The organism is Streptomyces flaveolus (assembly GCF_014648815.1).
GTDB lineage: Bacteria > Actinomycetota > Actinomycetes > Streptomycetales > Streptomycetaceae > Streptomyces > Streptomyces flaveolus.
In genome coordinates this window covers 13,091-38,144 of sequence record NZ_BMRV01000012.1, presented here as the reverse complement: position 1 = coordinate 38,144, position 25,054 = coordinate 13,091, and the positions used below count along the sequence as shown (strand labels likewise).

The window sequence follows — 25,054 nt, the reverse complement described above, 5'->3', positions numbered from 1 at the left end:
GACCTCACGGGAGTGTGGAGAAGCGATGGCGAAGACGTCCCAGCCCGGGGGCCGGACGGCCCTGCTGGCGAGCGCGGTCGCGGTGCTCGGCATGCTGACCGCCTGCGGCACCGACAGCGGCACGGCGAGCACGACGCAGTCCGGCCGCGCCGAGCACTCGGCCGGTGCGAGCACCAGCCCGCTTCCGGACCGGAGCCCCGGCGGCGCACCGACGGCGGGCACCGCGCCCACCGACACCGCCGGTTCCGCGTCCGCCTCCGCCCGCACCGACGGCCGCTGCCACACCTCCGAGCTGCGCGCCTCGGTCGGCCGCGTCGACCCCGGCGCCGGGCAGCGCAACTTCCCGGTCGTGCTGACCAACACCTCGGAGCGCACCTGCACCCTGTACGGCTATCCGGGCGCCGCCTTCGTGGACGCGTCCGGCAAGCAGCTGGGCCCGGACCCGGAGCGCGCACCGGAATCGCCGCGGACGGTCACGCTGGTGCCGGGCGGCAGCGCGTGGGCCGGCCTGTCGTTCTCCAGCCCGCAGATCAGCGGCGCCCGCACCGCGGCCCCGGCGGAGCTGCTCGTCACCCCGCCGGACGAGCGGGATCCGCTCGAGGTGACGTGGACGGCCGGTGAGGTCCCGGTGGGCGGCAACGAGTCGTCGGTGTCCGTCACCGCCCTGGCCCCCGGAACGGGCCCCTGAACGCCCGGTCGCCCCGCGGTCAGTGACCGGCGATCGGGTGCGGCGCGTACGGCCGCTCCAGCTCCTCGATCTCCTTGTCGGAGAGGGTGAGTCCGACCGCCGCCACGGCGTCCTCGAGGTGCCGCGGCTCGGCGGCGCCGATGATCGGCGCGGTCACCGTGTCCTGGTGCAGCAGCCAGGCGAGGGCCACCTGGGCGCGCGGTACGCCGCGGTCCGCCGCGATGCGGGTCACGGCCTCGACGACGGCGCGGTCGCCCTCCTGGTAGAGCGTGCTGCCGAAGGCGTCGGTGGCGCTGCGCCCGGTCGCCGCTCCCCAGTCCCGGGTGAGGCGGCCGCGGGCCAGCGGGCTCCAGGGCAGCACACCGACGCCCTGGTCGGCGCAGAGCGGCAGCATCTCGCGCTCCTCCTCGCGGTAGAGGAGGTTGTAGTGGTTCTGCATGGACACGAACTTCGTCCAGCCGTGCCGCTCGGCGGTGTACTGCATCTTGGAGAACTGCCAGGCGTACATCGAACTGGCCCCGATGTAGCGCACCTTGCCCGCCTTCACCAGGTCGTGCAGCGCCTCCATCGTCTCCTCGACCGGCGTGTGGGGGTCGAAGCGGTGGATCTGGTACAGGTCCACGTAGTCGGTGCCCAGGCGGCGCAGGCTGTGGTCGATCTCGGTCATGACGGCCTTGCGGGACAGTCCGGCGCCGTTGGGCCCGGGCCGCATCCGGCCGTTCACCTTGGTCGCGAGCACGATCTCGTCCCGGCGGGCGAAGTCCGCGAGCGCCTTGCCGACGATCTCCTCGCTGGTGCCGTCCGAGTAGACGTTGGCGGTGTCGAAGAAGGTGACACCGGCCTCCAGCGCCTGCCGGATCAGCGGGCGCGAGGCCTCCTCGTCGAGGGTCCACTCGTGCGTGCCGCGCTCGGGAACGCCGTAGGTCATGCACCCCAGACAGATCCGCGACACGTCCAGTCCCGTCGAACCGAGCTTCACGTACTGCATCGTTGCTGCTCCTGCCTTCCGGATCGGTACCAGGCGAGCGTACGTCCTCGTGCGGGCCCGGGTCCGGCGCGGGTCAGTGCTCCCGGAGCAGGTCGAGGGCCCGTTCCCAGCCGAACTCCGGGCGGCCGCCGTCCGTTTCGTCCTGTCCCTGGTACGGGTCGCCGAAGCGCACCCCCATCCCGCGCAGCCGTTCCAGGCTCTCCCGGTAGGCGGGATGGGTGGCCAGCGCGTCGGCCACGCAGGGCAGGACGGCGACGGGGACGCCGAGGCCGCACGCCTCGCACAGGGTGGCCACGGCGAGGGTGTCGGCCAGTCCCGCGGCCCACTTGTTGACCGTGTTGAAGGTGGCGGGCGCGACCACGACGGCGTCGGGCGCCGGGAAGGGCCGTGCGTCGCCCGGCCGGCGCCAGGCCGAGCGGATCGGGCGGCCGGTCTGCGCCTCGACGGCGGCGGCGTCGAAGAAGCCGTCCATGGCGAGAGGGGTCGCGAAGACGCCGACCTCCCAGCCGCGTTCCTGTGCGGCGGTGATCAGCCTGCCGACGCCGGAGGCCACCCCGGCGGCGCAGACGACGACGTAGAGGAAGGGCTTCTCGGTGCTTCGGGCCGGTCGGGTCACGCCGGAACCCTACTCAACCGGCCGGCAGGGCCTACCGCAGGGGGAAGGACAGCCCTCGCTCCGCCTCGGGCCGCGGGCCGTGGATGCGGCGGTCCGCCTCGGCGATGGGGACGTCGTCGATGCTCGCCTCCCGCCGGGTCATCAGGCCGTGCTCGTCGAACTCCCACAGCTCGTTGCCGTAGGAGCGCCACCACTGCCCGTCGGTGTCGCGGGACTCGTACTGGAAGCGGACGGCGATGCGGTTGCCGTCGAAGGCCCACAGGTCCTTGCGCAGCGCGTACTCGCGCTCGCGCGCCCACTTGGCGGTCAGGAACTCGACGATGGCGGCGCGGCCCGTGAGGAAGGTGTCGCGGTTGCGCCAGACCGAGTCCTCGGAGTAGGCGAGCGCGACCTTGTGCGGGTCGCGGGTGTTCCAGGCGTCCTCGGCCGCCTGCACCTTCCGGGCGGCGGTCTCACGGCTGAACGGTGGCAGGGGCGGGCGGTCGGTGGTCATGGCGAACCCTCCGTCGACAGGCTGGAGAACGATCGTTCTCCACCGTGGCTGTTACGGTAGGAGAACGATCGTTCTCACGTCAAGGAAGAGGCCCTTCATGGACAGCGAGGCCGCCCGGGAACGGGCGCTGGACGCCGCGGAGGCGCTCTTCTACGGGCGGGGCGTCCGGGCCGTCGGCATGGACGACGTCCGCGCCACCTCGGGCGTCTCGCTCAAGCGCCTCTACCAGCTGTTCCCGGCGAAGGAGCAGCTGGTGCTGGCGTACCTGGAGCGGCGCGACGTGCGCTGGCGGGGCCGGCTGGCGCGGTACGTCGACGGGCACGAGGGGGCCGGCCCCCGGATCCTGGCCGTCTTCGACTGGCTCGGGCAGTGGTTCGCCGAGCCGGACTTCCGCGGCTGCGCGTGGCTCAACGCGTACGGCGAGCTGGGTGCCGGTTCGCCCCGGATCGCGGAGCACGTGCGTGCGCACAAGCAGGCGTTCCGGGAGTTCCTCGACGCTCTGGCGGCCGAGGCGGGGCTGCCCGCCGCGGTGGGCGGGCAGTTGTTCCTGCTGGCCGAGGGCGCCATGACGACGGCGGGCCTGACGGGCGGCCCGGAGCCCGCACGGGAGGCGCGGGAAGCCGCCCGGGTGCTGCTAACGGCCGCCGGGGCGGACGCACCGGCGCCGTGACGGCACGGCGTCCGGCTCCCGGCCGGGCGGTCCGGACGGTGCCGAACCCGCCGTCGCGCACCTCGCCTCGCGCGGTCGGCGGCGGTCCACCGCCGGGATGGGGTATGGATGGATCGTGCACCGGCCGGTGTCGGACCGCGGTGCCGAGCAACCGTACGACGTGACGATGGGACGGAAACCATGCCTCTTGAGGGCGAGTACGAACCCAGCCCGACGCAGTGGGTGCGCGAGCAGGTGGAGCTGTACGAGAGTTCCGGCGGCACGCAGGGGACGACCCTCCTGGACACGGGCCTGCCCGTGATCGTGCTGACCACGCGGGGCGCCCGCAGCGGGAAGATCCGCAAGACGCCGCTGATGCGCGTCGAGCACGAGGGCCGCTACGCGGTGGTCGCCTCCCTGGGCGGGGCGCCCGAGCACCCCGTCTGGTACCACAACGTCAAGGCCGATCCCCATGTGGAGCTCCAGGACGGCCCGGTGAAGCAGGACATGACGGCCCGTGAGGTCACCGGCGCCGAGAAGGCCGAGTGGTGGGAGCGTGCCGTCGCGGCGTTCCCGACGTACGCCGACTACCAGAAGAAGACGGACCGGGAGATCCCGGTCTTCGTGCTGGAGCCGGCCGGCGGGAACTGATCCCGGGCCGGACGAGAAAGTTCCGGATCCGCGTGCATGGCCCGGCCGGCGCCGGGCACACGAGGGTCAGGCCCCGCCGCGTTCCCCCGTCGCGGCGGGGCTTTCCGCTGCCTCGCGCGCGGGCCGGTCGGTGACGTCGAGGAAGATCTGCTGGGCCTCGGGGACGGTTCGCGCGATGGACCTCTTGATGCGCACGGACACCTCCTCCACCCGCTCGCTGTCCAGGCCGGGCACCAGGTCGATGCGGGCGGCCACCAGCGTGGAATCGAGGCCCGTCTTCATGGTGAACAGCGCCTCGACGCTGTCGATCTCCGGCTGCGCCCGCAGCAGCGCGCGGATGCGGCCGCTGGCCTCCGGATCCGCGGCCTCGCCGATCAGCTGGTCGCGGGCCTCGCGGCCCAGCCGGTAGGCCACGTACACGAGCAGCGTGCCGATGGCGAGCGAGGCGCCGGCCTCCCACACGACCTGTCCGGTGACCATGTGCAGGACCATGCCGATCATGGCGAGGGTGACGCCGAGCACCGCGGTGCCGTCCTCGGCGACGACCGTGCGCAGGGCCGGGTCGCGCATCCCGGCGGCGACCCCGCCCTGCCCGCGCACCTGGTGCAGCGCCCGCAGCAGCGAGGCGCCCTCGGCGATCAGGGCGACGCCGAGCACGATCAGTCCGGCCACGTAGCCGCCGAGTTCCTCCTCCGCGCCCGTCCGGAGGGCCTCGATGCCCTGGAAGAACGAGAAGCAGCCGCCCATGACGAAGATGCCGACGGCCGCCAGCAGGGACCAGAAGAAGCGTTCCTTGCCGTATCCGAAGGGGTGGCGGCGGTCGGCGGGGCGGCGGCTGCGGCGCAGCGCGGCGAGGAGGAAGACCTCGTTCAGGCTGTCGGCCACCGAGTGCGCCGCCTCCGACAGCAGCGCGGGGGAACCCGCGAGGAAGCCGCCGACCGCCTTGGCGACCGCGATCACCAGGTTGGCCGCCAGGGCCACCAGCACCGTGATCCGCGTCCTGCGGTCCGCCTTGCCGGCGGACCCTCCCGCGGTCTCGCCGCCGGCCCCGTCGTCCTTTCCGTCGCTGGTCTGTTCGTTCGCTGTGGTGTTCGAGGTAGTCCGGCTCACGATTCGCCGACTGCCCCCGGCCCGCCGGGCTCACACCCGCCTTGTGGGTGGCCCACCAGTGCCGACGGCCGAAAACGGGGAACGCGTTACCAGGGCCCACCGACGACAGGGAGGTACGTCCCATGAGCGGCGACGACGGGACGCCCGGCAACAGCGGCTACGGCAGGAAGGCGTTCAAACGGTCCAAGAGCCACTTCGCCGACCGGATCACCGCGGACGGGCGCGACGGCTGGCCGGTGGAGGCCGGGCGTTACCGGCTGGTGGCCAGCCGCGCCTGTCCGTGGGCGAGCCGGGCCCTGGTGTCCCGGCGGCTGCTCGGCCTGGAGGACGCCCTGTCCCTGGCGATCACCGACCCGATCCAGGACGACCGCAGCTGGCGGTTCACCCTGGACCCGGACGACCGCGACCCGGTCCTCGGCATCCGTTTCCTCAGCGAGGCCTACGACAAGCGGGAGACCGGCTATCCGGGCGGGGTGAGCGTGCCGGCGGTCGTGGACGTGCCCAGCGGGAGGCTGGTGACCAACGACTACCAGCAGATCACCCTGGATCTCGCGACCGAGTGGACGTCCCTGCACCGGCCCGGTGCGCCCGACCTGTATCCGCACGCCCTGCGCGACGAGATCGACGAGGTCATGGCCGGCGTCTACAGGGACGTCAACAACGGTGTGTACCGGGCGGGCTTCGCCACCGGGCAGGAGGAGTACGAGGCCGCCTGCGCGGGCGTGTTCCGCCGGCTGGAGCAGCTGACGCCCCGGCTGGAACGGCAGCGCTATCTGGTCGGCGACACGATCACGGAGGCGGACATCCGGCTGTTCACCACGCTGGTGCGCTTCGACGCCGTCTATCACGGCCACTTCAAGTGCAACCGCTGGAAGCTGGCGGAGAATCCGGTGCTGTGGGCCTACGTCCGCGACCTGTTCCAGACGCCCGGCTTCGGCGACACCGTCGACTTCGACCACATCAAGCGCCACTACTACCAGGTCCACACCGGCATCAATCCGACCGGCATCGTGCCGCTGGGCCCGGACCCGTCCGGCTGGCTCACGCCGCACCACCGGCAGGAGCTGGGCGGCCGCCCCTTCGGCGACGGCACGCCGCCCGGGCCGGTACCCGCCGGCGAGGAGGTACCGGCGGCCGGCAGGCCCTGAACCCGCGGGCCGTGCCCGTCACGTCCCGACGCACACAACGAACCCGACATCACTCGGCGAACCCCAAGGAGACCCAGTGGGCAAGAAGAAGAAGCAGAAGCTCCCCCTCGCGTACAAGCCCGTCGGCTTCGTCCTGGGCTGGGCGGGCGGCGCGCTGGCCGGAATGGCCTTCCAGAAGACGTGGAAGCTGATCCGGCACGAGGACGACGCGCCCGACGCCCTGGACCCGGACCGCGGCTGGGGTGAGATCCTCCTGGCCGCTGCGGTCCAGGGCGCCATCTTCGCCGCGGTGCGCAGTGCCGTGGACCGGACGGGCGCCAAGGCGATCGAGCGCTCGACGGGGGTCTGGCCGGTCGGCGACAAGGGCGGACGGGACTGACCGGACCGGAGTCCGGCCCTTCCGCCGCACTCACCGCGCCGACGGCACCCGGGCCGTGGGGCCTCAGCCCTGCTTGGGTGCCGTCGGCGGCGTGCTGCGGCGCAGGGTGAAGGAGTGGCCCGCCGGGTCGGAGAAGCCGCGCTCCTCGTGGGGGCCCGCCGCGTCCTTGGCCTCCAGCGGACGTCCGCCGAGCCCCACGACCCCGCGCTCGGCCTCGTCCAGGTCCTCCACCACGAAGTCCAGGTGGGCCTGGAGGGAGTTCTCCGGGCGGGGCCAGCTCGGCGGGGTCGCGTTGACGTCCCGCCGGAACGCCATGCGGAAGCCCCCGGGGGCCTTGATCTCGATCCGGTTGGCGGACACGTCGGTCTCTTCCGCGCCCAGCAGCGCCTTGTAGAACTCGGCGAGCTTCTCGGGTTCCGCGCAGTCGAGCACCACGACGCCCGCGTTGACCAGTGCCATGTCTCCTCCGAGGGATTCCGGGCACGGGGCGTCGGGCCCCGCGGCCCACTACCTTGCGCATATCCCGGCCCGGCGGATTCAGTCGGGCACCGGTCAACGGCCTTGCGCGGCAGGCCTCCTGACCGCCTCTCACGAGTGAGGGCGAGAGGCCGGTCCGCCGCGCCCGGCTCAGCCCGCCGACTGGAACGTCCGCCGGTACACCTGGGGCGAGACACCGATCGACGCGTGCAGGTGCTGACGCAGCGAGGCGCCGGTGGCGAAGCCGACCTGGCCGGCGATCCGGTCGACCGGCAGGTCGCTGGACTCCAGCAGATGCCGGGCCCGGGCGACGCGCTGCTGGGTCAGCCAGCGGCCCGGGCTCATGCCGACCTCGTCGTGGAAGCGCCGGGCGAAGGTGCGCAGGCTCATCCGCGCGTGCGCGGCGAGGCGGGCCAGCGTCAGGGACTCGCCGAGGTGGTCCAGGGCCCAGGCCCGGGTCGCCGCCGTGCTCGCGGCGCCCTGTTCGGGCACCGGCTGCTCGATGTACTGCGCCTGTCCGCCGTCCCGGAAGGGCGGGACCACACAGCGGCGGGCGACCTTGTTGGCCAGTTCGCTGCCGTGGTCCTCACGCACGAGGTGGAGGCAGACGTCGACGCCGGAGGCCGCGCCCGCCGAGGTGATGATGCGGCCGTCGGCCACGAAGAGCACGTCCGGGTCGAGGGGGATGCGCGGGAACATGCGGCGGAACAGGTCGGCGAGCTGCCAGTGGGTGGTCGCCCGGCGGCCGTCCAGGAGCCCGGCGGCGGCCAGCACGAAGGCGCCGGTGCAGATGGAGACGATGCGGGCGTCGGGGCGGACCCGCGCGAGGGCGGCGATGACCTCGGGAGCCGGTTCGTCGGTGACCAGGGAGGGCGAGACGGCGGGCACGACCACCGTGTCGGCCGAGTCCAGGATCTCGGGTCCGTGGTCCGCGGTGAGGGTGAAGTCCGCGGCGGTGCGCACCGGCCGGCCGTCGACGGTGCAGGTGAGCACCTCGTACCGGCCGTCGGCGGCGCCGAGGATCCGGCTGGGGATGCCCAGCTCGAAGGGATAGGCGCCGTCGAGTGCCAGCACCACGACCCGTTCGGTCCGCCCCGCGGGGCGCTTCGTCTGCCGCATGGCACGATTCTATCGGAGCGTGGCAATCATGCCATTTCCCTGAGGGGCGGCGAACGGCAGGCTGGGTCAGCATGAGCGGTGTGAAAACGATGCGAGCCATCAGCCAGGACACCCTCGGCGGTCCCGAGGTGCTGCGTGAGGTACGGCTGGAACGTCCCGAGCCGCGCCCGAACGAGGTGCTGGTACGGGTGCGTGCCGCCGGAGTGAACCCGACCGACTGGAAGCACCGGGCGAACGGCGGCTTCCTCGGCGAGCCGCCCTTCGTCCTGGGCTGGGACGTCTCGGGCGTGGTGGAGGCGGTGGGGATCGGCGTCGCCGCGTTCCGGCCGGGCGACGAGGTCTTCGGCATGCTGTCGTACCCGTTCGGCCACGGCTCCCACGCGGAGTACGTCACGGCCCCGGCCCGTACCTTCACCCACAAGCCCGCCGGGATCGACCACGTCCAGGCCGGCGCGCTCCCGCTGGTGTCGCTGACGGCGTGGCAGGCGCTGGTGGAGCGGGCGGACCTGCGGGAGGGGCAGCGGGTGCTGATCCACGCCGCCGCGGGCGGCGTGGGACATGTGGCGGTGCAGATCGCCAAGGCCCGGGGCGCGCACGTGATCGGCACGGCGAGCGCGGGCAAGCACGAGTTCCTGCGTTCCCTCGGCGCGGACGAGACGGTGGACTACCGCGAGACGGACATCACCGAGGCCGTGAAGGACGTCGACGTCGTGCTGGACACGATCGGCGGCGAGACCTCGCTGCGGTCCCTGCGCGTGCTGCGGCCGGGCGGGATCGTGGTGTCGATCCTGCCGGTCGGTTCGGACGAGTTCTTCCAGGAGGCCGAGCGGCTCGGCGTGCGAGCGGTGCGGATGCTGGTCGACGCGGACCGGGCCGACATGCGGGAGATCGCCGGCCTGGTCGAGTCCGGCAGGCTGCGGGCCACGATCGAGAAGACGTTCCCGCTGGCCGACGCGGCCCAGGCCCACGAGCTCGGTGAGACGGGCCGCACGACGGGGAAGCTGGTCCTCGTGGTCGACTGACGGACCTCGCTGTGAGAGTTCGATGACATATGTCAATCGAACATGCTCAAACGCGCTCGTTCGGGGTAACTTTCGAGTGAGGTTGGGCAGTTGGGCCCCCGGAGCAGACTGGAGGCGTTGTCGTCGTGCGACAGGAATCCGCGCCGCTCACCAGGCATCTGCGCGTCCGCCGCGACCGGGGGCACACGGTGCTGGAGTTCCTCGGCGAGATCGACATCGCGTCGGCCGACGAGATCGTCCCGCACCTGGACCGGGAGACGGGGCGTCCCGGCGCTCTGGTCGTGCTCGATCTCGGCGGGGTCGAGTTCTTCGACTGCTCGGGACTGCGGCTGCTGTACCGGGCACGGCGCCGGGTGCTCGACGGCGGCGGCCAGGTGCACCTGGTGTGCACCCATCCGCTGACGCTGCGCATGCTGCGGATCACCGGACTCGCACGGCTGCTGCCCCCGCGGCCGACCCTGGCGGAGGTGCTCGGCGTCAGTCCGCCGCAGGGGCGTCGAACAGGGCGCTGACCGACTCGCCGTTGTGGATGCGGCGCACCGCCTCGGCGAGCGCGGGGGCGATGGACAGCACCCGCAGCTTCTGCGTGTGGTCGCCGGCCGGCACGGGCACGGTGTTGGTGCACACGATCTCCAGCACGTCGGGCTGTTCGCCGAGCCGGCCGAACGCGCCGGCCGCGAACAGCCCGTGCGTGCAGGCGAGCCGGATCGTGCGCGGGCCCTGCTCCCGCAGCCGGTCGAGGAGTTCCAGCACGGTGCTGCCGCCCGCGATCTCGTCGTCGAGCACGATGACGTCGCGCCCGGTGACGTCCCCGATCACGGCGCTGATGCTGACCCGGTCGTCGGCGTACCGCTGCTTGGCGCCCGCCGCCACCTGGGCGCCGAGCAGCCGGGCGAACGCGGCGGCCTCCTTCGCGTTGCCGAGGTCGGGCGAGACGACCGTGGTGCGGGACAGGTCGTACTGCCGGAAGTGCGCGGCCAGTTCACGCAGCGCGTGCAGGTGGTCGACCGGGAACGGGAAGAAGCCGTGCACCTGGGGCGAGTGCAGGGTCATGGCGAGGACCCGGCCGGCGCCCGCCGCCACCAGCAGGTCGGCGACCAGCCGCCCGCCGAGCGAGATGCGCGGCGCGTCCTTCTTGTCGGAGCGGGCGTAGGAGTAGTGCGGCAGGACGACGGTGATGCGCCCGGCCGACGCCCCGCGGGCCGCGTCGCACATCAGCAGCAACTCGACCAGGTGCTCCTGCACCGGCTTGACCAGCGGCTGGACCAGGAAGACGTCCCTCTCCCGGCAGTTGGCCCGAAGCTGCACCTCGAGGCAGTCGTTGGCGAACCGGCTGACCCGGACGGGGCTGAGGGGCACGCCCAGCTGCGCGCAGACCTCCTCGGCCAGCTCGGGGTGGGCACTACCGCTGAACACGGCGATGTCTCGCACGGACCGCTCCTCGCGTGATCCTGTCCGGCCGGAACCTCAGCTTACGGAAATCCGGTTGCGGCGGGCCCGGGGGAAGGCGTCATGATGACGCCGTCCGTGTTCCCTCAGGTCAGGATCCCTCGCATGCGCCGACTCCTCGACATCGCCCAGTGCCCCTTCCGGCCCACGGTTCTCGAGGACTCATCCCCGCATGCACACCCTGAACATCGGAATTCTGGCCCACGTCGACGCCGGTAAGACCAGCCTCACCGAACGGCTGCTGTTCGACCACGGGGCCGTCGACCGGCTCGGCAGCGTCGACGCCGGGGACACCCGTACGGACGACGGCGAGATCGAACGCCGGCGCGGCATCACCGTCCGCTCCGCGGTCGCCGCGTTCACCGTCGGCGACACCCAGGTCAACCTGATCGACACCCCCGGGCACTCCGACTTCACCGCCGAGGTCGAGCGCGCCCTGGAGGTCCTGGACGGCGCGGTGCTGCTGCTGTCCGCCGTGGAGGGCGTCCAGGCGCGGACACGGGTCCTGATGCGCGCCCTGCGGCGGCTGCGGCTGCCCACGCTCGTCTTCGTCAACAAGATCGACCGGGCCGGTGCCCGCAGCGAGGGCCTGCTCGCCGACATCCGGCACCGGCTGACCCCGCACGTCGTACCCCTGACGGAGGTCACCGCCGGGCTCGGCGGTGCCGGTGCCCGCGTGCGGCCCTGCCGTCCGACGGACCCGCTGGTCCGCGCCCGTACGGCCGAGGCGCTCGCCGAGGTGGACACGGGCATCCTGGCGGCGGTCGTGGACGGCCCGGAACCGACCGCCGACGAGGTGCGCGCCGCGCTCGCCGCCCGTACCGCCGACGGCTCGTTCCACCCGCTGTACTTCGGCTCGGCGCTCGGCGGCCAGGGCGTCGCGGAGCTGGCGCGGGGCCTGGTCCGGCTGGTCCCCGCCCGCTCGCCGGCGGCCGGTCCCGCGGCACCGCGCGGCACGGTGTTCGCCGTACGCCCGGGACCCGGCGGTGAGCGGACCGCGTATCTGCGGCTGTACGAGGGTGAGGTGCGCCCGCGTCAGCGGCTGACCTTCCTGCGGCGCGAGTCCGACGGCCGGACCGGCGAGGTCCGCGGCCGGGTGACGCGCCTGGAGGTGATCGGCGGGGCCGGAACGCTCACCGCGGGCAACATCGCCGCCCTGTCGGGTCCGGCCGTCCTGCGCGTCGGCGACCGGCTCGGCGGCGTCACCGACCGGGCGCCGCAGTTCGCGCCGCCGACCCTGGAGACCCTCGTGCGGGCCCGGCGTCCCGAGCAGGCGGCGCCGCTGCGGTTGGCGCTGCTCGCCCTCGCCGACCAGGACCCGCTGCTGCACGCCCGGCCGGCCGAGTCCGGCGCCACCGCCCTGCTCCTGTACGGCGAGGTGCAGATGGAGGTGCTCGCGGCGACCCTGGCCGGGGACTTCGGCATCGAGGCGGAGTTCTCACCGGGGCGCGTCCGGTTCCTGGAGCGCCCGGCCGGCACCGGTGAGGCCGTCGACGAGATGCCGTGGCACGACCACACCCGCTACTGGGCGACGATCGGGCTGCGGGTGGAGCCGGGGCCGCGCGGCTCGGGCGGCGTGTTCGCCCACGAGACGGAGCTCGGCGCGCTCCCCCGCGCCTTCCACCAGGCCGTGGAGGAGACGGTCCACGCCACGCTGCGGACCGGCCTGGCCGGCGCCGCGGTGACCGATTACCGGGTGACGCTGATCCGCTCCGGTTTCAGCTCCCCGGTCAGCACGGCCGCGGACTTCCGCGGGCTGACCCCGATCGTGCTGCGCCGCGCCCTGCGGCGGGCGGGGACCCGCCTCTACGAGCCGTACCACGCGTTCGAGGCGGAGGTGTCGCCGGACGCCCTGGCGTCCGTGACCGCCCATCTCGCGGCACTGGGCGCGGACTTCACCGGGACGACGGGTGGCGACCCCGCCTGGCTGATCACCGGTGACCTGCCGGCCCGGCGGGTGCGGGAGGCCGAACTGCGCCTGCCGGGGCTCACGCGCGGGGAGGGGGTGTGGTCCTCCCGGCCGTCGCGGGACCGGCCGCTGAGGCCACCGCACTGATCACCGCCTCCGGTCCCCCGCCCGCCTCGGCACTCCTGTCCGATCGCCAACTGCCGAGCCTGGCCCGGGAGATGAGGGGCATGCGGTCAGTAGGAAGGAGGGCCGTCCCCATGACGACTCCCATCAGGCGCCTCCCCGGGCGGATGCCCGGCTGGGCCAAGGCGCTGAGCGCGTTCGTGCTGGTGCTCGTCGTCCTGTTCGCCGGACTGCGGCTCAGCGTGCTGCCGGGCCTGAAGGACCTGTTCGGCTCCGAGACCCACGACCGTTCCGGGCCCGCGCTGCTGAAGTCCATCCAGGACATCAGCCGCTACGAGGCCGCCTCCGGCTCCTTCCAGGTCGTCGTGGATCTGGAGAAGGACGCCAAGTTCCTGCCCGACGCGATACGCGGCACCCGCACCCTGTACGTCGGTGCCGGGACCGTCGACGCCTACGTCGACCTCGGCAAGGTGGGCGAGGACGACGTGACGGTCGACGGCGACCGCACGTCGGCCACGCTGCGGCTGCCGCACGCCGCGCTGGGCGAACCGGCCCTCGACCCGGAGCACTCGTACGCCGTCTCCAAGCAGCGGGGCCTCCTCGACCGGCTCGGCGATCTGTTCTCGGACAACCCGAACGGCGAGCAGGCGGTGCAGAAGCTCGCGGCCCGGCACATCGGCGACGCCGCGAAGGAGAGCGAGCTGACCGAGCGCGCCGAGGGCAACACCACGGCGATGCTCCAGGGCCTGCTGCACTCGCTCGGCTTCGAGGAGGTGCGGGTGGCCTACGGCTCCTGAACAGCAGCGCCCGGGCCGGGAGAACGCCCCGGCATCCTCGACGGCTTCGCGGGTAACCGCCCAGGGGACGCGGGGAAGTTGACGACTGGAGGACCGAATGGCTCGTGCCGCTTCACGACCGAGTTCCCTGTGGCGCCCCCGCGCCGCCAAGGCGCGGGACGCCGAACGGCGCGAACGGCGCCCGCTCGCCCTCCCGCTGCGCCTGCTGGCGATGGCGTGCGCGTTCGTGTTCATGGTGGCGTTCGCGGCGGTGCTGGCCCGGCTGACCCTGAACCCCTCCCCCGCCTCGGAGGCGCTGACGCACACCAACATGCATCCCGGACGGTCGCTGCGGGCCTATCTGGACCAGCCCGCGCTGCGCGACGCCGTGAAGCAGATCGGCGGCAACCTGCTGCTGGGCGTTCCCTTCGGCGTCCTGGTCCCGGTGGTCGCGCCGCGCACGCGCGGGGTGCTGCGGGTGCTGCTGCTGACCGCCGTGGTGATGCTGCTGGTGGAGTTCGCGCAGGGCGCCCTGGTCACCGGGCGGGCCTTCGACATCGACGACGTGATCCTCAACAGCACGGGAGCACTGATCGGTTACCTGCTCCTGGGCCGACGGACCAGCCGCGCGGTGCACGCGCGCCGGCCCCGCGACTGAGCGGGGCCGGGCTCCGGCCCGAGAAGGGATCAAGTGGTCCGTACCAAAGTATTGACGGCCCCTTATCTCACTTCTTAAATCAAGAGGCGACACCCTTACCCCCCACCTCTGCCGGCGCTCCCCCACGGGACGCCGTACGGAAGGGAGAGCCGTGGCCCGCCCACTCCTGCTCCGCAGATGTCTCCTCGCCGCCGCCCTGTCCGCCGGACTGGCCGCGTCACTCGTGACCGGCCCCGCCCAGGCCGGCCCCGAAGCCGCCGGGACCGCCGGCACCGCGGCCGCCGCCGTGACGTTCTCCGACACCTTCGACGGCCCGGCCGGTGCGGCCGTCGACTCCTCGAAGTGGCAGATCGAGACCGGCGACAACGTCAACAACCACGAACGGCAGTACTACACGTCCGGCAACAAGAACGCGGCTCTGGACGGGCAGGGCCACCTGGTCATCACGGCCCGCCGCGAGAACCCGGCCAACTACCAGTGCTGGTACGGCACCTGCCAGTACACCTCGGCCCGGCTCAACACCTCCGGGAAGTTCACCGCGCAGTACGGGCACGTGGAGGCACGGATGAAGCTGCCGCGCGGGCAGGGTATGTGGCCGGCCTTCTGGATGCTCGGCACACCGGTCAACTGGCCGGACTCGGGCGAGATCGACATCATGGAGAACGTCGGCTTCGAGCCCTCCACCGTCCACGGCACCCTCCACGGCCCCGGCTACTCCGGCTCGGGCGGCATCGGCGCCGGCTACACCCTGCCGGGCGGCCAGGCCTTCGCGGACGGCTTCCACACCTTCGCCGTCGACTGGGCGCCCGACTCGATCACCTGGTCCGTGGACGGCAACGTCTACCAGACACGCACGCCGGCCGACCTCGGCGGCCGGCAGTGGGTGTTCAACAAGCCGTTCTTCCTGATCCTCAACCTGGCGGTCGGCGGCTACTGGCCCGGCGACCCGGACGGCTCCACGGTCTTCCCGCAGACGCTGGTGGTGGACCACGTGTCGGTGACGACGAGCGACTCGGCGAACGGCGGCGCGATCCGGGGCCTGGCCGGGAAGTGCGTGGACGTCGCCGCCGCGAACACCGCCAACGGCACCCCGGTGCAGCTCTACGACTGCAACGGCACCGCCGCCCAGCGGTGGACGGTGGGCTCCGACGGCACGGTCCGGGCGCTCGGCAAGTGCCTGGACGTCAACGGCGGCGGCACCGCGGACGGCACGGTCGTCCAGCTGTGGGACTGCAACGGCAGCGCCGCCCAGCGCTGGGTCGTCACCGCCGCGCACGACATCGTCAATCCGCAGGCCGACAAGTGCCTCGACGCCACCGGCAACAGCTCGGCCAACGGCACCCGGCTGCAGATCTGGACCTGCACGGGCGGCGCCAACCAGAAGTGGACGGTCGGCTGACGCGACGCCGGGAACCGGGGGTCCGTACGCGGGCCCCCGGTGCTCTCAGCCGGTGCGGAGGATCCGGAAGCGACCGGGCTGCGCGGGATCCCGGTCGACGACCTGGACGGGAGGCCACGTCCACTGCCAGACGCTGATGCCCGGCGTGCGGGAGAACCGGATCCGTCCACGGGTGCCTTCGACCGCGGCCCGCGGCCAGGACGCGGCGATGCGCGCCCGGTCCGTGCCGCCGGCACGCAGCACCTCGGCGAGGACGAGGACGGCGTCGTACCCCTCGAAGGCGACGAAGGAGGGCGCTTCGGCCAGCCGCTCGCGCAGGGCCGACTCGACGCGGGCGCCGAGGGGGCCGAACCGCTCGGGCAGGTAGCGCAGGAACGGGACGGCGGCGCCGTCGTCGCCCAGCGACGCCGCCCACTCGGCGAACTCCGGTTGTCCGGCCGGCGCACCGATCAGGACCTGGGCGAGGCGCGGGTCGCGGCGGACGGCCCTGACGAGCGACACCGCGGGCTCCGGGTGGCCGGCCAGCAGCAGGAGGGCCGTCGCGCGACGGGCGGCGAGTTCGTCGCACACGGCCGTCGGATCCAGCGTGCTCGCGTCGAGCTCGACGACGCTGCCGCCGTGCGGGGCGAGACGGTCCCGCAGGATGCGGGTCCCGGACGCCCAGTAGACGCTGGGCTGGGCCGCGACGGCGATCCGGCTGTGCCCCGCCTCGAGGAGGTGGTCCGCGTAGAGCTGCCAGCCGCGGGACTGCGCCGGGGCAAGGCGGGCGACCCAGTCCGTGGGCCGGTCGGTGAGCGCGTCCAGAACCGCCGACGTGCACAGGAACGGCAGACCGAGGGCGTCGGCCCTGGTGGCGGCGGCGCGGGCGACGACGCTGTGATACTCCCCCGTCAGGGCGGCCACACCCAGGGCGGCCAGTTCCTCGACGGCCGCCGTGGCCCTGTCCGGGTCGGCCGCGGTGTCCCGGACGACCAGCTCGAGCGGCCTGTCGAGGATCCCGCCGCCGTCGTTGACCTCGCGCACGGCCAGTTCGAGTCCGGCGAGCAGGTGCCGGCCCGCCTCGGCCCAGCCGGGCGGGGTGAGCGGAACGAGAGCTCCGATCCGGATGTTCGTCCCGTCCCGCCGGGACGGGCGCACCTGGGTGACCATGCCGGACATTGCATCCGCCGCCGGCGCCGGCGGGCAACCGATTATCCGTTCGCCGAACTGCCGGGCCGCGCGCCCGGCGGGACCGCCCGGACGGGACTAGTGCGGCGTCCAGGTGAACTTGTCCCCGCCCACCCAGCGGACCACGTCGGGGTCGTCGAGGTCGTGGACCTTGATGCCGAAGGCGGCGGCGGCCTCCAGGACGTCGATGACGGTCGTCGCCTCTCCGACCACCTGTCCGTCGATCTCCACGATCCGGAACGGCGGCGTGCCCGGCTGAACCCCGAGCACGAGGATCCGCGGACTGCCGATGTGCGGGCTCGCGATTTCGGTCATGACTAGAGGGTAGGCCGCAAACCCCGGGGGCGGCCTCCAGGACTCCCCGTTCAGGGGCGTCGCCAGTCGTCGCTCGTCAGATGCGAGCCGGCCATCGGGCCCATGCGGAGCATGCCGCCGTCCACGCTCCAGGACGCGCCGGTGACGTACGAGGCCTCGGGCCCGGCGAGGAAGGCGATGACGGCGGCGACCTCGCGGGCGTCGCCGGGACGGCCGAGCGGCACGCCGGGGCGGCGCTCGGTGTGCGGGTCGGTGTCCTCCTGGCCGGTCATCGGGGTGGCGATCTCGCCCGGGGCCACGGAGTTCACGGTGATGCCGTGCTCGGCCAGCTCGATCGCCATGACCTGGGTGAGCAGGCCGAGGCCGCCCTTGGCCGCGCAGTACGGCGCGGCGCCCACCCGCGGCTGGTGCTCGTGCACGGACGTCACGTTGACGATCCGGCCGCCGTCACCCTGGCGGATCATGCGCCGGGCCGCGTTCTGCCCGCACAGGAAGGGCCCGGCCAGGTCGACGTCCAGGACGTGGCGCAGGTCGTCGAGGCCGAGGTCGAGGAAGGGCGTGGCGGTGCCGGTGCCGGCGTTGTTGACCAGGACGTCGATCCGGCCGAGCCGTTCGCACAGCGCGTCCACCGTGTCGGCGGCCCCGGGCAGCCGGGTCAGGTCCACGTGGGCGACCTCGGCCCGGCGTCCGAGGGCGCGGACCTCCTCGGCGGTCCGTTCGGCGCCCTTCTCGTCGGCGTGCCAGGTGATGCCGATGTCCATGCCCGCCTCGGCCAGGCGTACGGCGGTGGCGCGGCCGATCCCCGAGTCGGAACCGGTGACGACGGCCACCTTGGTGTCGGTCGGCGTGGGACTGGGCACGACGGGCCTCCTCGTCGGTGCGGACGGTGTGACGGGGCATCGCAGTACCCAGGGCCCGCGCGGACAAACCGCCGGGGCCGTCGTGCGGTCCCCGGCCCGCTGGGGAACCCTGGAGGTGCCGAAGGAGGAGGTGGCGATGGATCCCGTTCAGGCGCTGGACCGGATCGCCTTCCTGCTGGAGCGGTCGCAGGAGCCGACGTACCGGGTCCGCGCCTTCCGTACCGCGGCCCGGGTGCTCGGCGAGTTGTCCGACGCCGAGCTGCGCGAGCGGGCGAAGGCCGGTTCGCTGGAGTCCCTCAAGGGGGTCGGCCCGAAGACGGCGCAGGTCGCGAGGGAGGCGCTGGCCGGGCAGGTGCCCGGCTACCTGGAGAAGCTGGAGGGCGAGGCCGGGGCACCGCTCGCCCACGGCGGCGAGGAACTGCGGGCCCGGCTGCGCGGGGACTGCCATCTGCACTCCGACTGGTCGGACGGCGGCAGCCCGATCGAGGAGATGGGCCGGGCCGCGGCGGCGCTCGGACACGCGTGGGCGGCGCTGACCGACCACTCGCCCCGGCTGACGGTGGCCCGCGGGCTGTCCCCGGAGCGGCTGCGCGAACAGCTGGACGTGGTGGCGGAGCTGAACGAGACGTGGGCGCCGTTCCGGCTGTTGACCGGCATCGAGTGCGACATCCTCGAGGACGGCTCGCTGGACCAGGAACCGGAGCTGCTGGAGCGGCTCGACGTCGTGGTGGTGTCCGTGCACTCCAAGCTGCGGATGGACGCCCGCTCGATGACCCGCCGCATGGTGGCCGCCGTCCGCGATCCGCACGCGGACGTCCTCGGGCACTGCACCGGGCGGCTGCTGACCGGACGGGGCCGGCCGGAGTCGGAGTTCGACGCGGACGCCGTGTTCGCCGCCTGCGCGGAGTCCGGCACCGCGGTGGAGATCAACAGCCGGCCGGAGCGGCTCGATCCGCCGCGGCGGCTGCTGCGCCGGGCGGTGGAGGCGGGCGTGCTGTTCTCGGTGGACACGGACGCGCACGCGCCCGGGCAGCTGGACTGGCAGATCCACGGATGCGCGCGGGCCGAGGAGTGCGGGGTGCCCGCCGAGCGGGTGGTGACCACCTGGTCGCTCGACGAGCTGCTGGCCTGGACCCGGGAGGGCCGGGTACCGGCCGGAGTGGCGGGCGGCTGACGTGGTACCCGCCGGGCTCACACAGCGAGAAGGAAGGAACGGTGCATGGAACGGGCGGCCGTGTTCGACGTCGACGGAACCCTCGTCGACACCAATCATCTGCACGTGGTGACCTGGTGGGAGGCGTTCCGGCAGGCGGGCCACCGGGTGCCGATGCACGCCGTCCACCGGGCGGTGGGGCTGGCCTCCACCGACCTCATCGGCCATCTGCTGGGCGAGGACCGGGACAGGGACCAGGACGCGCAGCTGAGCGCCGCCCACAAGGCGCTGTACGGGCAGTACTTCGACCGGCTGCCGGCGCTGCCGGAGGCGGGGGAACTGCTGCGGCGCCTGGCCGGCGACGGCTGGAAGGTCGTCCTCGCGACCTCGGCGGGCGGTGCGGAGCTGGGCGCGCTGCGGCGGGCGATCGACGCGGACGACGCGATCACCGCGACCGCGAGCGCCGACGACGTCGACGCGGGCAAGCCCTCGCCGGAGCCGGTGGAGCACGCCCTGGAACTCGCCGGGGTGCCGGCCGAGCGGGCGGTGTTCGTCGGCGACACGGTGTGGGACATGCGCGCGGGAAGCCGCGCCGGGGTGCGCTGCGTGGGCGTGCTGTGCGGCGGCCTGCCGCGCGCCGATCTGGAGGGGGCGGGCGCGGACGCGGTGTACGCGGACCCGGCCGACCTGCTGGCCTCCCTCGCGAACAGCCCGCTGTCATGAGCCGCCCGGTCATGGGGACGCACGGCACCGCACGGCACGTATGACGGACGTGGAACGCGACACCAGGCGAACGGCCGGGGACGACGGCGGGACGGGGCGCCGGGGGCGGTGGCGGACGGCCGGGGCGCAGGCGCTCCGCGGAGCGCGGCCGGTGGACCGGGTACGGCGGGAGGCCGCTGCCGTCGGGCAGGCCGTCCTGGCCGCCTGGCGGGGTCCCGGCCGGGAACGCGATCTGGTCGTCCAGTCGCTGAAGGCGGCGGGGGCGGGGCTGCTCGCCTGGGCCGTGGCGGGTGTCTGGCTCGACGATCCGATGGCGCTGATGGCTCCCTGGGTGGCGGTGGTCCTCGTCCAGGCCACCGTCTACAGCTCCGTACGCCAGGCCGGACAGCAGTTCGGGGCGATCTGCCTCGGATCGCTGGTGGCCTCCGCGGCCCAGGCGATCACCGACGACAACACGGGGGCGCTGGCCCTGTCCCTGCCGTTGCTGATGCTGCTCGGCAACTGGGCGCGCTTCGGTCAGCAGGGCGTCTACGCGGCCACCACGGCGGTGTTCGTCCTGGCCTCGGGGACACCGGTCTCCGCGTCCGCGGTCGGGCACCGGGTGGGGCAGGCGGCGCTCGGCGCGGTCATCGGCATCGCCGTGAACGCGTTCGTGCTGCCGCCGATCCATCTGCGGGACGTCCGGGAGAACCTCGCGGCGCTGGCCCGGGAGGCGGGCGACGTCCTGCACACCATCGCGGGCGACCTGCGGGAGAACGAGTGGGACGCGCAGACCGCGGCCGGGTGGGCCGGCGAGTCCGCGCGGTTGCAGCGGCGTCTGGAGGCGCTGACGTCGGCCCGGTCCTGGAGTCAGGAGAGCCTGCGGCTGACGTCCGGCCCGCTGCGGGTGCTGCACCGGGCGCCGCCGCCCGCGCCGCCCGAGGAGGAGGACCAGCGGTGGACCCGGGTCACCGGCAACATCACGGCGCTCACCCGGACGCTGTCGGTGGCGGCCGACGAGAACCGCACCCCGGCCACGCCCGAGGGCCCGGTCCTCGGCCTGTACGCGCGTCTGCTGAAGCAGATCGGCGACTCCTGCCACACGGAAGCCGGTCGCCTGCTGGGCGAGACCGCGGGTGCTCACCCCCAGGACGCCGAGGACGCCAAGGACGCCCAGGACGCGACCGAGGCGACGGAGGAGACGATGGAGGAGCTGCACCGGCGGTTGCAGGACGGGCTGCGGGAGCACGCCGGGCAGGGCGCCGCACAGGCGTCGGTGCTGGGCGCGCTGCTGCTCCAGGCCGAGAACCTGTGGGCCGAGATCGTTCCCGAGCCCCGGGAGCAGTGACGCGGATCACCCCAAAACGCGACAGACGGTGGAACACCGGCAGGGTGTGCGCCGTTGAAGAGGGCGTGGGTACGGATGGGACAGTGTCCCCGGGCCTCATCTCTCGCCCACAGGGACGATCGTTCGGCTGAAGCCCTGTGGAGCACTTCGCCGAGAGGCGACCGCCATCCGTACCCACCACAGACCGCCCCGACCGTGATCCCCCCGTCCGGTCGGGGCTCTTCTTTGCCCGCGGCAGGGCGGGGTACCCGTGGCCTCCGACCTGACAGGCGGACGGGAGGAGCGGAACGTGAGCAGCACAGCGGGCAGCAGGATCGTGGTGACGGGCGCCACCGGCAACGTGGGCACCAGCGTGGTGAGACTCCTCTCACAGGACCCGGAGGTCGGTTCGGTCCTGGGGCTGGCCCGGCGGATCCCCGAGTGGTCGCCCCCGAAGACGGAGTGGGCCGCCGTCGACCTGGCCTCCGAGCAGGCCGACGCGGCCGGTCACTTCGCGGGCGCCGACGCGGTGATCCATCTGGCGTGGGCGTTCCAGCCGACGCACGATCCCGCGACGACCTGGCGCACGAACGTCCTCGGCTCCCTGCGGGTCTTCGAGGCGGTGGCCGCGGCCGGAGTGCCGACGCTGGTGCACGCCTCGTCGGTCGGCGCGTACTCGCCGGGGCCGAAGGAGCGCGCGGTGGACGAGTCGTGGCCGACGCACGGCTGGCCGGACGCGGCGTACTGCCGGGAGAAGGCGTATCTGGAGCGGGTCCTGGACACGTTCGAACGCGACCATCCGGGCATCCGGGTGGTGCGGATGCGGCCCGCCTTCCTGTTCAAGCGGGAGTCGGCGAGCGAGCAGCGCAGGATCTTCGGCGGCAAGTTCCTGCCCGGGCCGCTGGCCCGTCCGGAGCTGCTGCCGTTCCTGCCGGACATCCCCGGGCTGCGGGTGCAGGCGCTGCACACCGACGACGCGGCGGGCGCCTACCGGCTGGCGGTGCGTACGGAGGACGCCCGGGGCCCGTACAACCTGGCGGCCGACCCGCCGGTCGACGCGGAGCTGCTGGGCGAGATGACCGGCGCGCGTCCGGTGCGGCTGCCGCGCACGGCCGCGCGGTCGGCGATCGCCGCCGCGTGGGGGCTGCATCTGCTGCCGGCGTCCCCGCATCTGTTCGACGCGGTGCTGCGGCTTCCGCTCATGGACTGCACACGGGCGCGCGCGGAGCTCGGCTGGCGCCCGGTGCACACGGCGACGGAGGTGCTGGAGGAGTTCCTCCAGGGCTTCCGGCAGGGCGCGGGCGCGGCGACGGAACCGCTGCGGGGGCGCAAGGTCGGCTGACGGCCGGGCGCGAGACGGCCGGCCGGGAGGATCGGATCCCTCCCGGCCGGCCGTCTCGCGTCGGGGCGCGCGGTGTCCCTCGGCGCCCTGTGCCGTCGGCGTGCCGTCAGCCGGACGACTCGTCGGGTACGGGGTGCTCGGGGTGCACGTTGCCCGAGCGCGGTGCGCCCTGGGGTCCCGTCCCGGCCTCGTCCGTGTCGGGAACGTCGGTGTCGCCGGAGTCCGCCGGCTCGTCGCGGCCGGCTTCCTTGTCGTCGTCCGTGCCGTCGGCAGGATCCTGCTTCGCGCGGGCGGGCGCGGCCTCCCAGGGGTCCTCGCCTGCGCCGGCCTGCTGGTCCGGCAGGTCCCGCGGCACGGGGACACCGTTCTCGCCCGGTCCTTCGAGGCGGTGGTCGGTCACGGCGCTCTCCCTTCCGGTGGTTCGCCGGGTCGTACGAGCGACGTCGGGTACCTCCGCGGCGGGCGGCGAAACCTCAGTGCGGCGCCCGTTCGTCCAGTGCCGTGCGCCAGGCGGGGAGGGGGTTCTCGGGCGCCGGCTCGGGGCGCCGGCCGCCGCGGGCGAAGAAGTCGGCCAGCGGCAGGATCGCGGCGCCTACGGTGACCGCGTCGGGGCCGAGCCGCCCCAGGTCGACGGTCACCTTCTGGGCGGGGTGACGCAGCGCGTACGACACCGCGTGGCGGCGTACGGCGGGCAGGAAACGGGTGCCGAGCTGGAGGCCGGCCCAGCCGCCGATGAGGATGCGCTCGGGCTGGAAGAGGTTGATCAGGTCGGAGAGGCCGGCGCCCAGGTACTCGGCGGTCTCCTCCAAGACGGCGAGCGCGACCGGGTCGGCGGCGCGGCCGTCGGGCGGGTAGGCGGCGGCCAGCATGGAGGTCAGCGCCGTCTCCTCGTCGGTGCCCTCGGGCACCCGGCCGCCCTCCTCGCGCCAGCGGGCCAGCAGGGACTCGGCACCCGCGTAGGCCTCCAGGCAGCCGAGCGCGCCGCAGCGGCAGCGGCGCCCCCGGACCCGGACCGTCAGGTGTCCCCATTCGACCGCGCGGCCGTGTTCCACCTCGGGGGTCACGAGGCAGGCGCCGACGCCGGAGCCGAAGAGCACCACGATCGCGTTGCGGGCACCGCGTCCGGCCCCGAACCACATCTCGGCCTGGCCGAGGGTCTTGGCGCCGTTGTCGATGAAGTACGGGACCGTGTCGGGCAGCGGGGAGCCGGCACGGAGCAGGTCCTCCAGCGGTACGGCGTCCCAGCCGATGGTCTGGCCGTGGACGACGGCTCCGCGCTCCGGTGCGTGCTCGACGATGCCGGGGACGCCGATCCCGACGCCGAGCAGCCGTTCGGGCGCGAGGCGGGCGGCGGCCAGCACCTCGGCGATGCCCTCGCGGATGTGGTCGACGATGACCTCGACCTCGTAGCGCTGCTGGGTCAGCGGGCGTTCGGCGCGGGCGAGCTCGGTCAGGGTCAGGTCGAACAGTTCGACGCGCACCCGGGTCTCGCCGACGTCCACACCGATCATGTGGCCGCTGCCGGGCGCCACGCGCAGCAGGGTGCGGGGCCTGCCGCCGTCGGAGTCGACGCTGCCGGCCTCCTCCACCAGACCGTCGCCGACCAGGTCGGCCACGACGTTGCTGACCGAGCCGGAGCTCAGCCCGGTCGCGGGGCCCAGCTCGAAGCGGCTGAGCGGCCCGTCGAAGTAGAGCCGCTGCAGTACGGCCGTACGGTTGGCCCGCCTGAGGTCGCGCACCGTGCGCCCGTTCCGCCCCGCCATGTGGCTCCTCCCACCGTGCCCGACCAGCAACATACCCCTGCCGGCCCGCCGCCCGCGACTTTCCTCTCCCCTTAATTCAGGATGTGAACTCTCCGGTCCGGCTCGCGCTCGGGGCGCCGTACCCGAAATCCGTTGGCCCACCCGCCGCCCGGCTATTTACCCTAGGTAGAAACCTAGGCCCCCTAGGTTCGCTTCCGAGGACCGACGAACACACCCGAGGCTTCCCATGAAAACACTCACCGAGCGGGACATCCGCGACTCCTTCGTCAACTGCTCGAAGGGCGAGGCGAAGCGTCTGGCCGTCCCCCGGGACCTCGACGAGCGCCCGTGGGAGGATCTCGACTTCCTGGGCTGGCGGGATCCGGGAGCGCCCGACCGCAGCTATCTGGTCACCGAACACGGTGGGCGCCTCGTCGGTGTCGCGCTGCGCTTCCAGCCGGCCCGGCCCGGCTTCTTCCACCGCAGCATGTGCTCGCTGTGCCTGACCACCCACCCCCGGGGCGGCGTGTCGCTGATGACCGCGCGCAAGGCGGGCCCGGCCGGCCGCGAGGGCAACTCGGTCGGCCTCTACATGTGCACCGACCTCGCCTGTTCCCTGTATCTGCGCGGCAAGAAGCTGACGGAGACCGGCGCCCGTTTCGAGGAGAGCCTCACCCTGGAGGAACAGATCGCCCGGACCACGGGCAATCTGTCGGCCTTCCTCGCCAAGATCACCGACTGATCCGTCCGCCCTCGGCACATCGGGCGGCATCCGGCGCGTGAGAGGCGTTT

At 73.5% G+C, this 25,054-nt stretch carries 28 protein-coding genes; 16 read left to right on the top strand and 12 right to left on the bottom strand.

The window, feature by feature from the left end; translation table 11 throughout:
* The first annotated feature begins 25 nt into the window (after positions 1–25).
* Positions 26–688, top strand: coding sequence for a DUF4232 domain-containing protein (locus IEZ05_RS25155; RefSeq protein ID WP_189232531.1), 663 nt, complete (start codon positions 26–28; stop codon positions 686–688).
* A gap of 19 nt (positions 689–707) precedes the next feature.
* Here the strand turns inward: IEZ05_RS25155 and IEZ05_RS25150 are convergent, their stop codons facing one another.
* The 3 genes from IEZ05_RS25150 to IEZ05_RS25140 all read right to left on the bottom strand — a co-directional run bounded on the left by IEZ05_RS25150 (position 708) and on the right by IEZ05_RS25140 (position 2,785).
* A complete protein-coding gene (locus IEZ05_RS25150) occupies positions 708–1,676 on the bottom strand; it encodes an aldo/keto reductase (RefSeq protein WP_189232530.1) in 969 nt (322 codons plus the stop codon).
* 73 nt (positions 1,677–1,749) lie between these two features.
* Positions 1,750–2,292 (bottom strand): flavoprotein, encoded by a 543-nt coding sequence (locus IEZ05_RS25145; protein ID WP_189232529.1) that lies wholly within the window; start codon positions 2,290–2,292, stop codon positions 1,750–1,752.
* 31 nt (positions 2,293–2,323) lie between these two features.
* The gene (locus IEZ05_RS25140) at positions 2,324–2,785 is read right to left on the bottom strand and encodes a nuclear transport factor 2 family protein (RefSeq protein ID WP_189232528.1); all 462 of its coding nucleotides are present in this window, start codon (positions 2,783–2,785) and stop codon (positions 2,324–2,326) included.
* Positions 2,786–2,882: 97 nt separating this feature from the next.
* On the opposite strand from IEZ05_RS25140, the gene IEZ05_RS25135 reads away from it, so the two are divergent.
* Both IEZ05_RS25135 and IEZ05_RS25130 read left to right on the top strand, forming a co-directional pair.
* A complete protein-coding gene (locus IEZ05_RS25135; protein WP_189232527.1) occupies positions 2,883–3,455 on the top strand; it encodes a TetR/AcrR family transcriptional regulator in 573 nt (190 codons plus the stop codon).
* 180 nt (positions 3,456–3,635) lie between these two features.
* The gene (locus IEZ05_RS25130; RefSeq protein WP_189232526.1) at positions 3,636–4,085 is read left to right on the top strand and encodes a nitroreductase family deazaflavin-dependent oxidoreductase; all 450 of its coding nucleotides are present in this window, start codon (positions 3,636–3,638) and stop codon (positions 4,083–4,085) included.
* A gap of 66 nt (positions 4,086–4,151) precedes the next feature.
* On the opposite strand, the gene IEZ05_RS25125 is transcribed toward IEZ05_RS25130, so the two are convergent.
* The gene (locus IEZ05_RS25125) at positions 4,152–5,195 is read right to left on the bottom strand and encodes a cation diffusion facilitator family transporter (protein WP_373298848.1); all 1,044 of its coding nucleotides are present in this window, start codon (positions 5,193–5,195) and stop codon (positions 4,152–4,154) included.
* A 122-nt stretch (positions 5,196–5,317) separates the two neighbouring features.
* On the opposite strand from IEZ05_RS25125, the gene IEZ05_RS25120 reads away from it, so the two are divergent.
* A complete protein-coding gene (locus IEZ05_RS25120) occupies positions 5,318–6,343 on the top strand; it encodes a glutathione S-transferase family protein (protein WP_189232525.1) in 1,026 nt (341 codons plus the stop codon).
* A 76-nt stretch (positions 6,344–6,419) separates the two neighbouring features.
* A complete protein-coding gene (locus IEZ05_RS25115; RefSeq protein ID WP_189232524.1) occupies positions 6,420–6,722 on the top strand; it encodes a DUF4235 domain-containing protein in 303 nt (100 codons plus the stop codon).
* A 63-nt stretch (positions 6,723–6,785) separates the two neighbouring features.
* On the opposite strand, the gene IEZ05_RS25110 is transcribed toward IEZ05_RS25115, so the two are convergent.
* Together IEZ05_RS25110 and IEZ05_RS25105 are read right to left on the bottom strand one after the other, a co-directional pair.
* Positions 6,786–7,181, bottom strand: coding sequence for a VOC family protein (locus IEZ05_RS25110; protein WP_189232523.1), 396 nt, complete (start codon positions 7,179–7,181; stop codon positions 6,786–6,788).
* 168 nt (positions 7,182–7,349) lie between these two features.
* Entirely contained in the window at positions 7,350–8,318 is a 969-nt protein-coding gene (locus tag IEZ05_RS25105) for a GlxA family transcriptional regulator (protein ID WP_189232522.1), read from the bottom strand.
* A 71-nt stretch (positions 8,319–8,389) separates the two neighbouring features.
* Here IEZ05_RS25105 and IEZ05_RS25100 point away from each other — a divergent pair, with 71 nt between their 5' ends.
* Together IEZ05_RS25100 and IEZ05_RS25095 are read left to right on the top strand one after the other, a co-directional pair.
* Complete coding sequence (locus IEZ05_RS25100; protein WP_189232521.1) at positions 8,390–9,340, top strand: NADP-dependent oxidoreductase; 951 nt, start codon at positions 8,390–8,392, stop codon at positions 9,338–9,340.
* 125 nt (positions 9,341–9,465) lie between these two features.
* On the top strand, positions 9,466–9,852 hold the full coding sequence (locus IEZ05_RS25095) for an anti-sigma factor antagonist (RefSeq protein WP_189232520.1): 387 nt from the start codon (positions 9,466–9,468) through the stop codon (positions 9,850–9,852).
* On the opposite strand, the gene IEZ05_RS25090 is transcribed toward IEZ05_RS25095, so the two are convergent.
* On the bottom strand, positions 9,818–10,771 hold the full coding sequence (locus tag IEZ05_RS25090; protein ID WP_189232519.1) for a ribose-phosphate diphosphokinase: 954 nt from the start codon (positions 10,769–10,771) through the stop codon (positions 9,818–9,820). The two genes, IEZ05_RS25095 and IEZ05_RS25090, sit on opposite strands and share 35 nt — an antisense overlap.
* Before the next feature lie 190 nt (positions 10,772–10,961).
* Here IEZ05_RS25090 and otr(A) point away from each other — a divergent pair, with 190 nt between their 5' ends.
* The 4 genes from otr(A) (at position 10,962) to IEZ05_RS25070 (ending at position 15,654) form a co-directional block, all read left to right on the top strand.
* Complete coding sequence (gene otr(A), locus IEZ05_RS25085; protein WP_189232518.1) at positions 10,962–12,845, top strand: tetracycline resistance ribosomal protection protein Otr(A); 1,884 nt, start codon at positions 10,962–10,964, stop codon at positions 12,843–12,845.
* Positions 12,846–12,955: 110 nt separating this feature from the next.
* Positions 12,956–13,618 carry a DUF4230 domain-containing protein gene (locus IEZ05_RS25080; protein WP_189232517.1) on the top strand — a complete coding sequence of 221 codons (663 nt, stop codon included), beginning with the start codon at positions 12,956–12,958 and terminating at the stop codon, positions 13,616–13,618.
* Between the two features lie 97 nt (positions 13,619–13,715).
* Positions 13,716–14,255, top strand: a complete 540-nt coding sequence (locus IEZ05_RS25075; protein WP_189232516.1) for a VanZ family protein — start codon at positions 13,716–13,718, stop codon at positions 14,253–14,255.
* Positions 14,256–14,406: 151 nt separating this feature from the next.
* The gene (locus IEZ05_RS25070; protein ID WP_189232515.1) at positions 14,407–15,654 is read left to right on the top strand and encodes a glycoside hydrolase family 16 protein; all 1,248 of its coding nucleotides are present in this window, start codon (positions 14,407–14,409) and stop codon (positions 15,652–15,654) included.
* Between the two features lie 45 nt (positions 15,655–15,699).
* Here the strand turns inward: IEZ05_RS25070 and IEZ05_RS25065 are convergent, their stop codons facing one another.
* From IEZ05_RS25065 to IEZ05_RS25055, 3 genes are all read right to left on the bottom strand, one after another.
* On the bottom strand, positions 15,700–16,812 hold the full coding sequence (locus tag IEZ05_RS25065) for an ABC transporter substrate-binding protein (RefSeq protein ID WP_189232514.1): 1,113 nt from the start codon (positions 16,810–16,812) through the stop codon (positions 15,700–15,702).
* 87 nt (positions 16,813–16,899) lie between these two features.
* Positions 16,900–17,136, bottom strand: coding sequence for a hypothetical protein (locus tag IEZ05_RS25060; protein ID WP_189232513.1), 237 nt, complete (start codon positions 17,134–17,136; stop codon positions 16,900–16,902).
* 50 nt (positions 17,137–17,186) lie between these two features.
* Entirely contained in the window at positions 17,187–17,996 is an 810-nt protein-coding gene (locus tag IEZ05_RS25055) for an SDR family oxidoreductase (RefSeq protein ID WP_189232512.1), read from the bottom strand.
* 136 nt (positions 17,997–18,132) lie between these two features.
* Here IEZ05_RS25055 and IEZ05_RS25050 point away from each other — a divergent pair, with 136 nt between their 5' ends.
* From IEZ05_RS25050 to IEZ05_RS25035, 4 genes are all read left to right on the top strand, one after another.
* Positions 18,133–19,170 (top strand): PHP domain-containing protein, encoded by a 1,038-nt coding sequence (locus IEZ05_RS25050; RefSeq protein ID WP_189232511.1) that lies wholly within the window; start codon positions 18,133–18,135, stop codon positions 19,168–19,170.
* A gap of 45 nt (positions 19,171–19,215) precedes the next feature.
* Complete coding sequence (locus tag IEZ05_RS25045) at positions 19,216–19,872, top strand: HAD family hydrolase (RefSeq protein ID WP_189232510.1); 657 nt, start codon at positions 19,216–19,218, stop codon at positions 19,870–19,872.
* Between the two features lie 151 nt (positions 19,873–20,023).
* On the top strand, positions 20,024–21,199 hold the full coding sequence (locus tag IEZ05_RS25040) for an FUSC family protein (protein ID WP_229869849.1): 1,176 nt from the start codon (positions 20,024–20,026) through the stop codon (positions 21,197–21,199).
* A gap of 289 nt (positions 21,200–21,488) precedes the next feature.
* The gene (locus IEZ05_RS25035) at positions 21,489–22,520 is read left to right on the top strand and encodes an SDR family oxidoreductase (protein WP_189232508.1); all 1,032 of its coding nucleotides are present in this window, start codon (positions 21,489–21,491) and stop codon (positions 22,518–22,520) included.
* A gap of 106 nt (positions 22,521–22,626) precedes the next feature.
* Here IEZ05_RS25035 and IEZ05_RS25030 read toward each other — a convergent pair whose 3' ends face one another.
* Both IEZ05_RS25030 and IEZ05_RS25025 read right to left on the bottom strand, forming a co-directional pair.
* Entirely contained in the window at positions 22,627–22,920 is a 294-nt protein-coding gene (locus IEZ05_RS25030) for a hypothetical protein (protein ID WP_189232507.1), read from the bottom strand.
* 73 nt (positions 22,921–22,993) lie between these two features.
* Positions 22,994–24,283 (bottom strand): ROK family transcriptional regulator, encoded by a 1,290-nt coding sequence (locus tag IEZ05_RS25025; RefSeq protein ID WP_189232506.1) that lies wholly within the window; start codon positions 24,281–24,283, stop codon positions 22,994–22,996.
* A gap of 226 nt (positions 24,284–24,509) precedes the next feature.
* On the opposite strand from IEZ05_RS25025, the gene IEZ05_RS25020 reads away from it, so the two are divergent.
* Positions 24,510–25,004: an FBP domain-containing protein gene (locus IEZ05_RS25020; RefSeq protein ID WP_189232505.1), complete on the top strand. Its 495-nt coding sequence runs from the start codon at positions 24,510–24,512 to the stop codon at positions 25,002–25,004.
* Positions 25,005–25,054 lie beyond the last annotated feature (50 nt).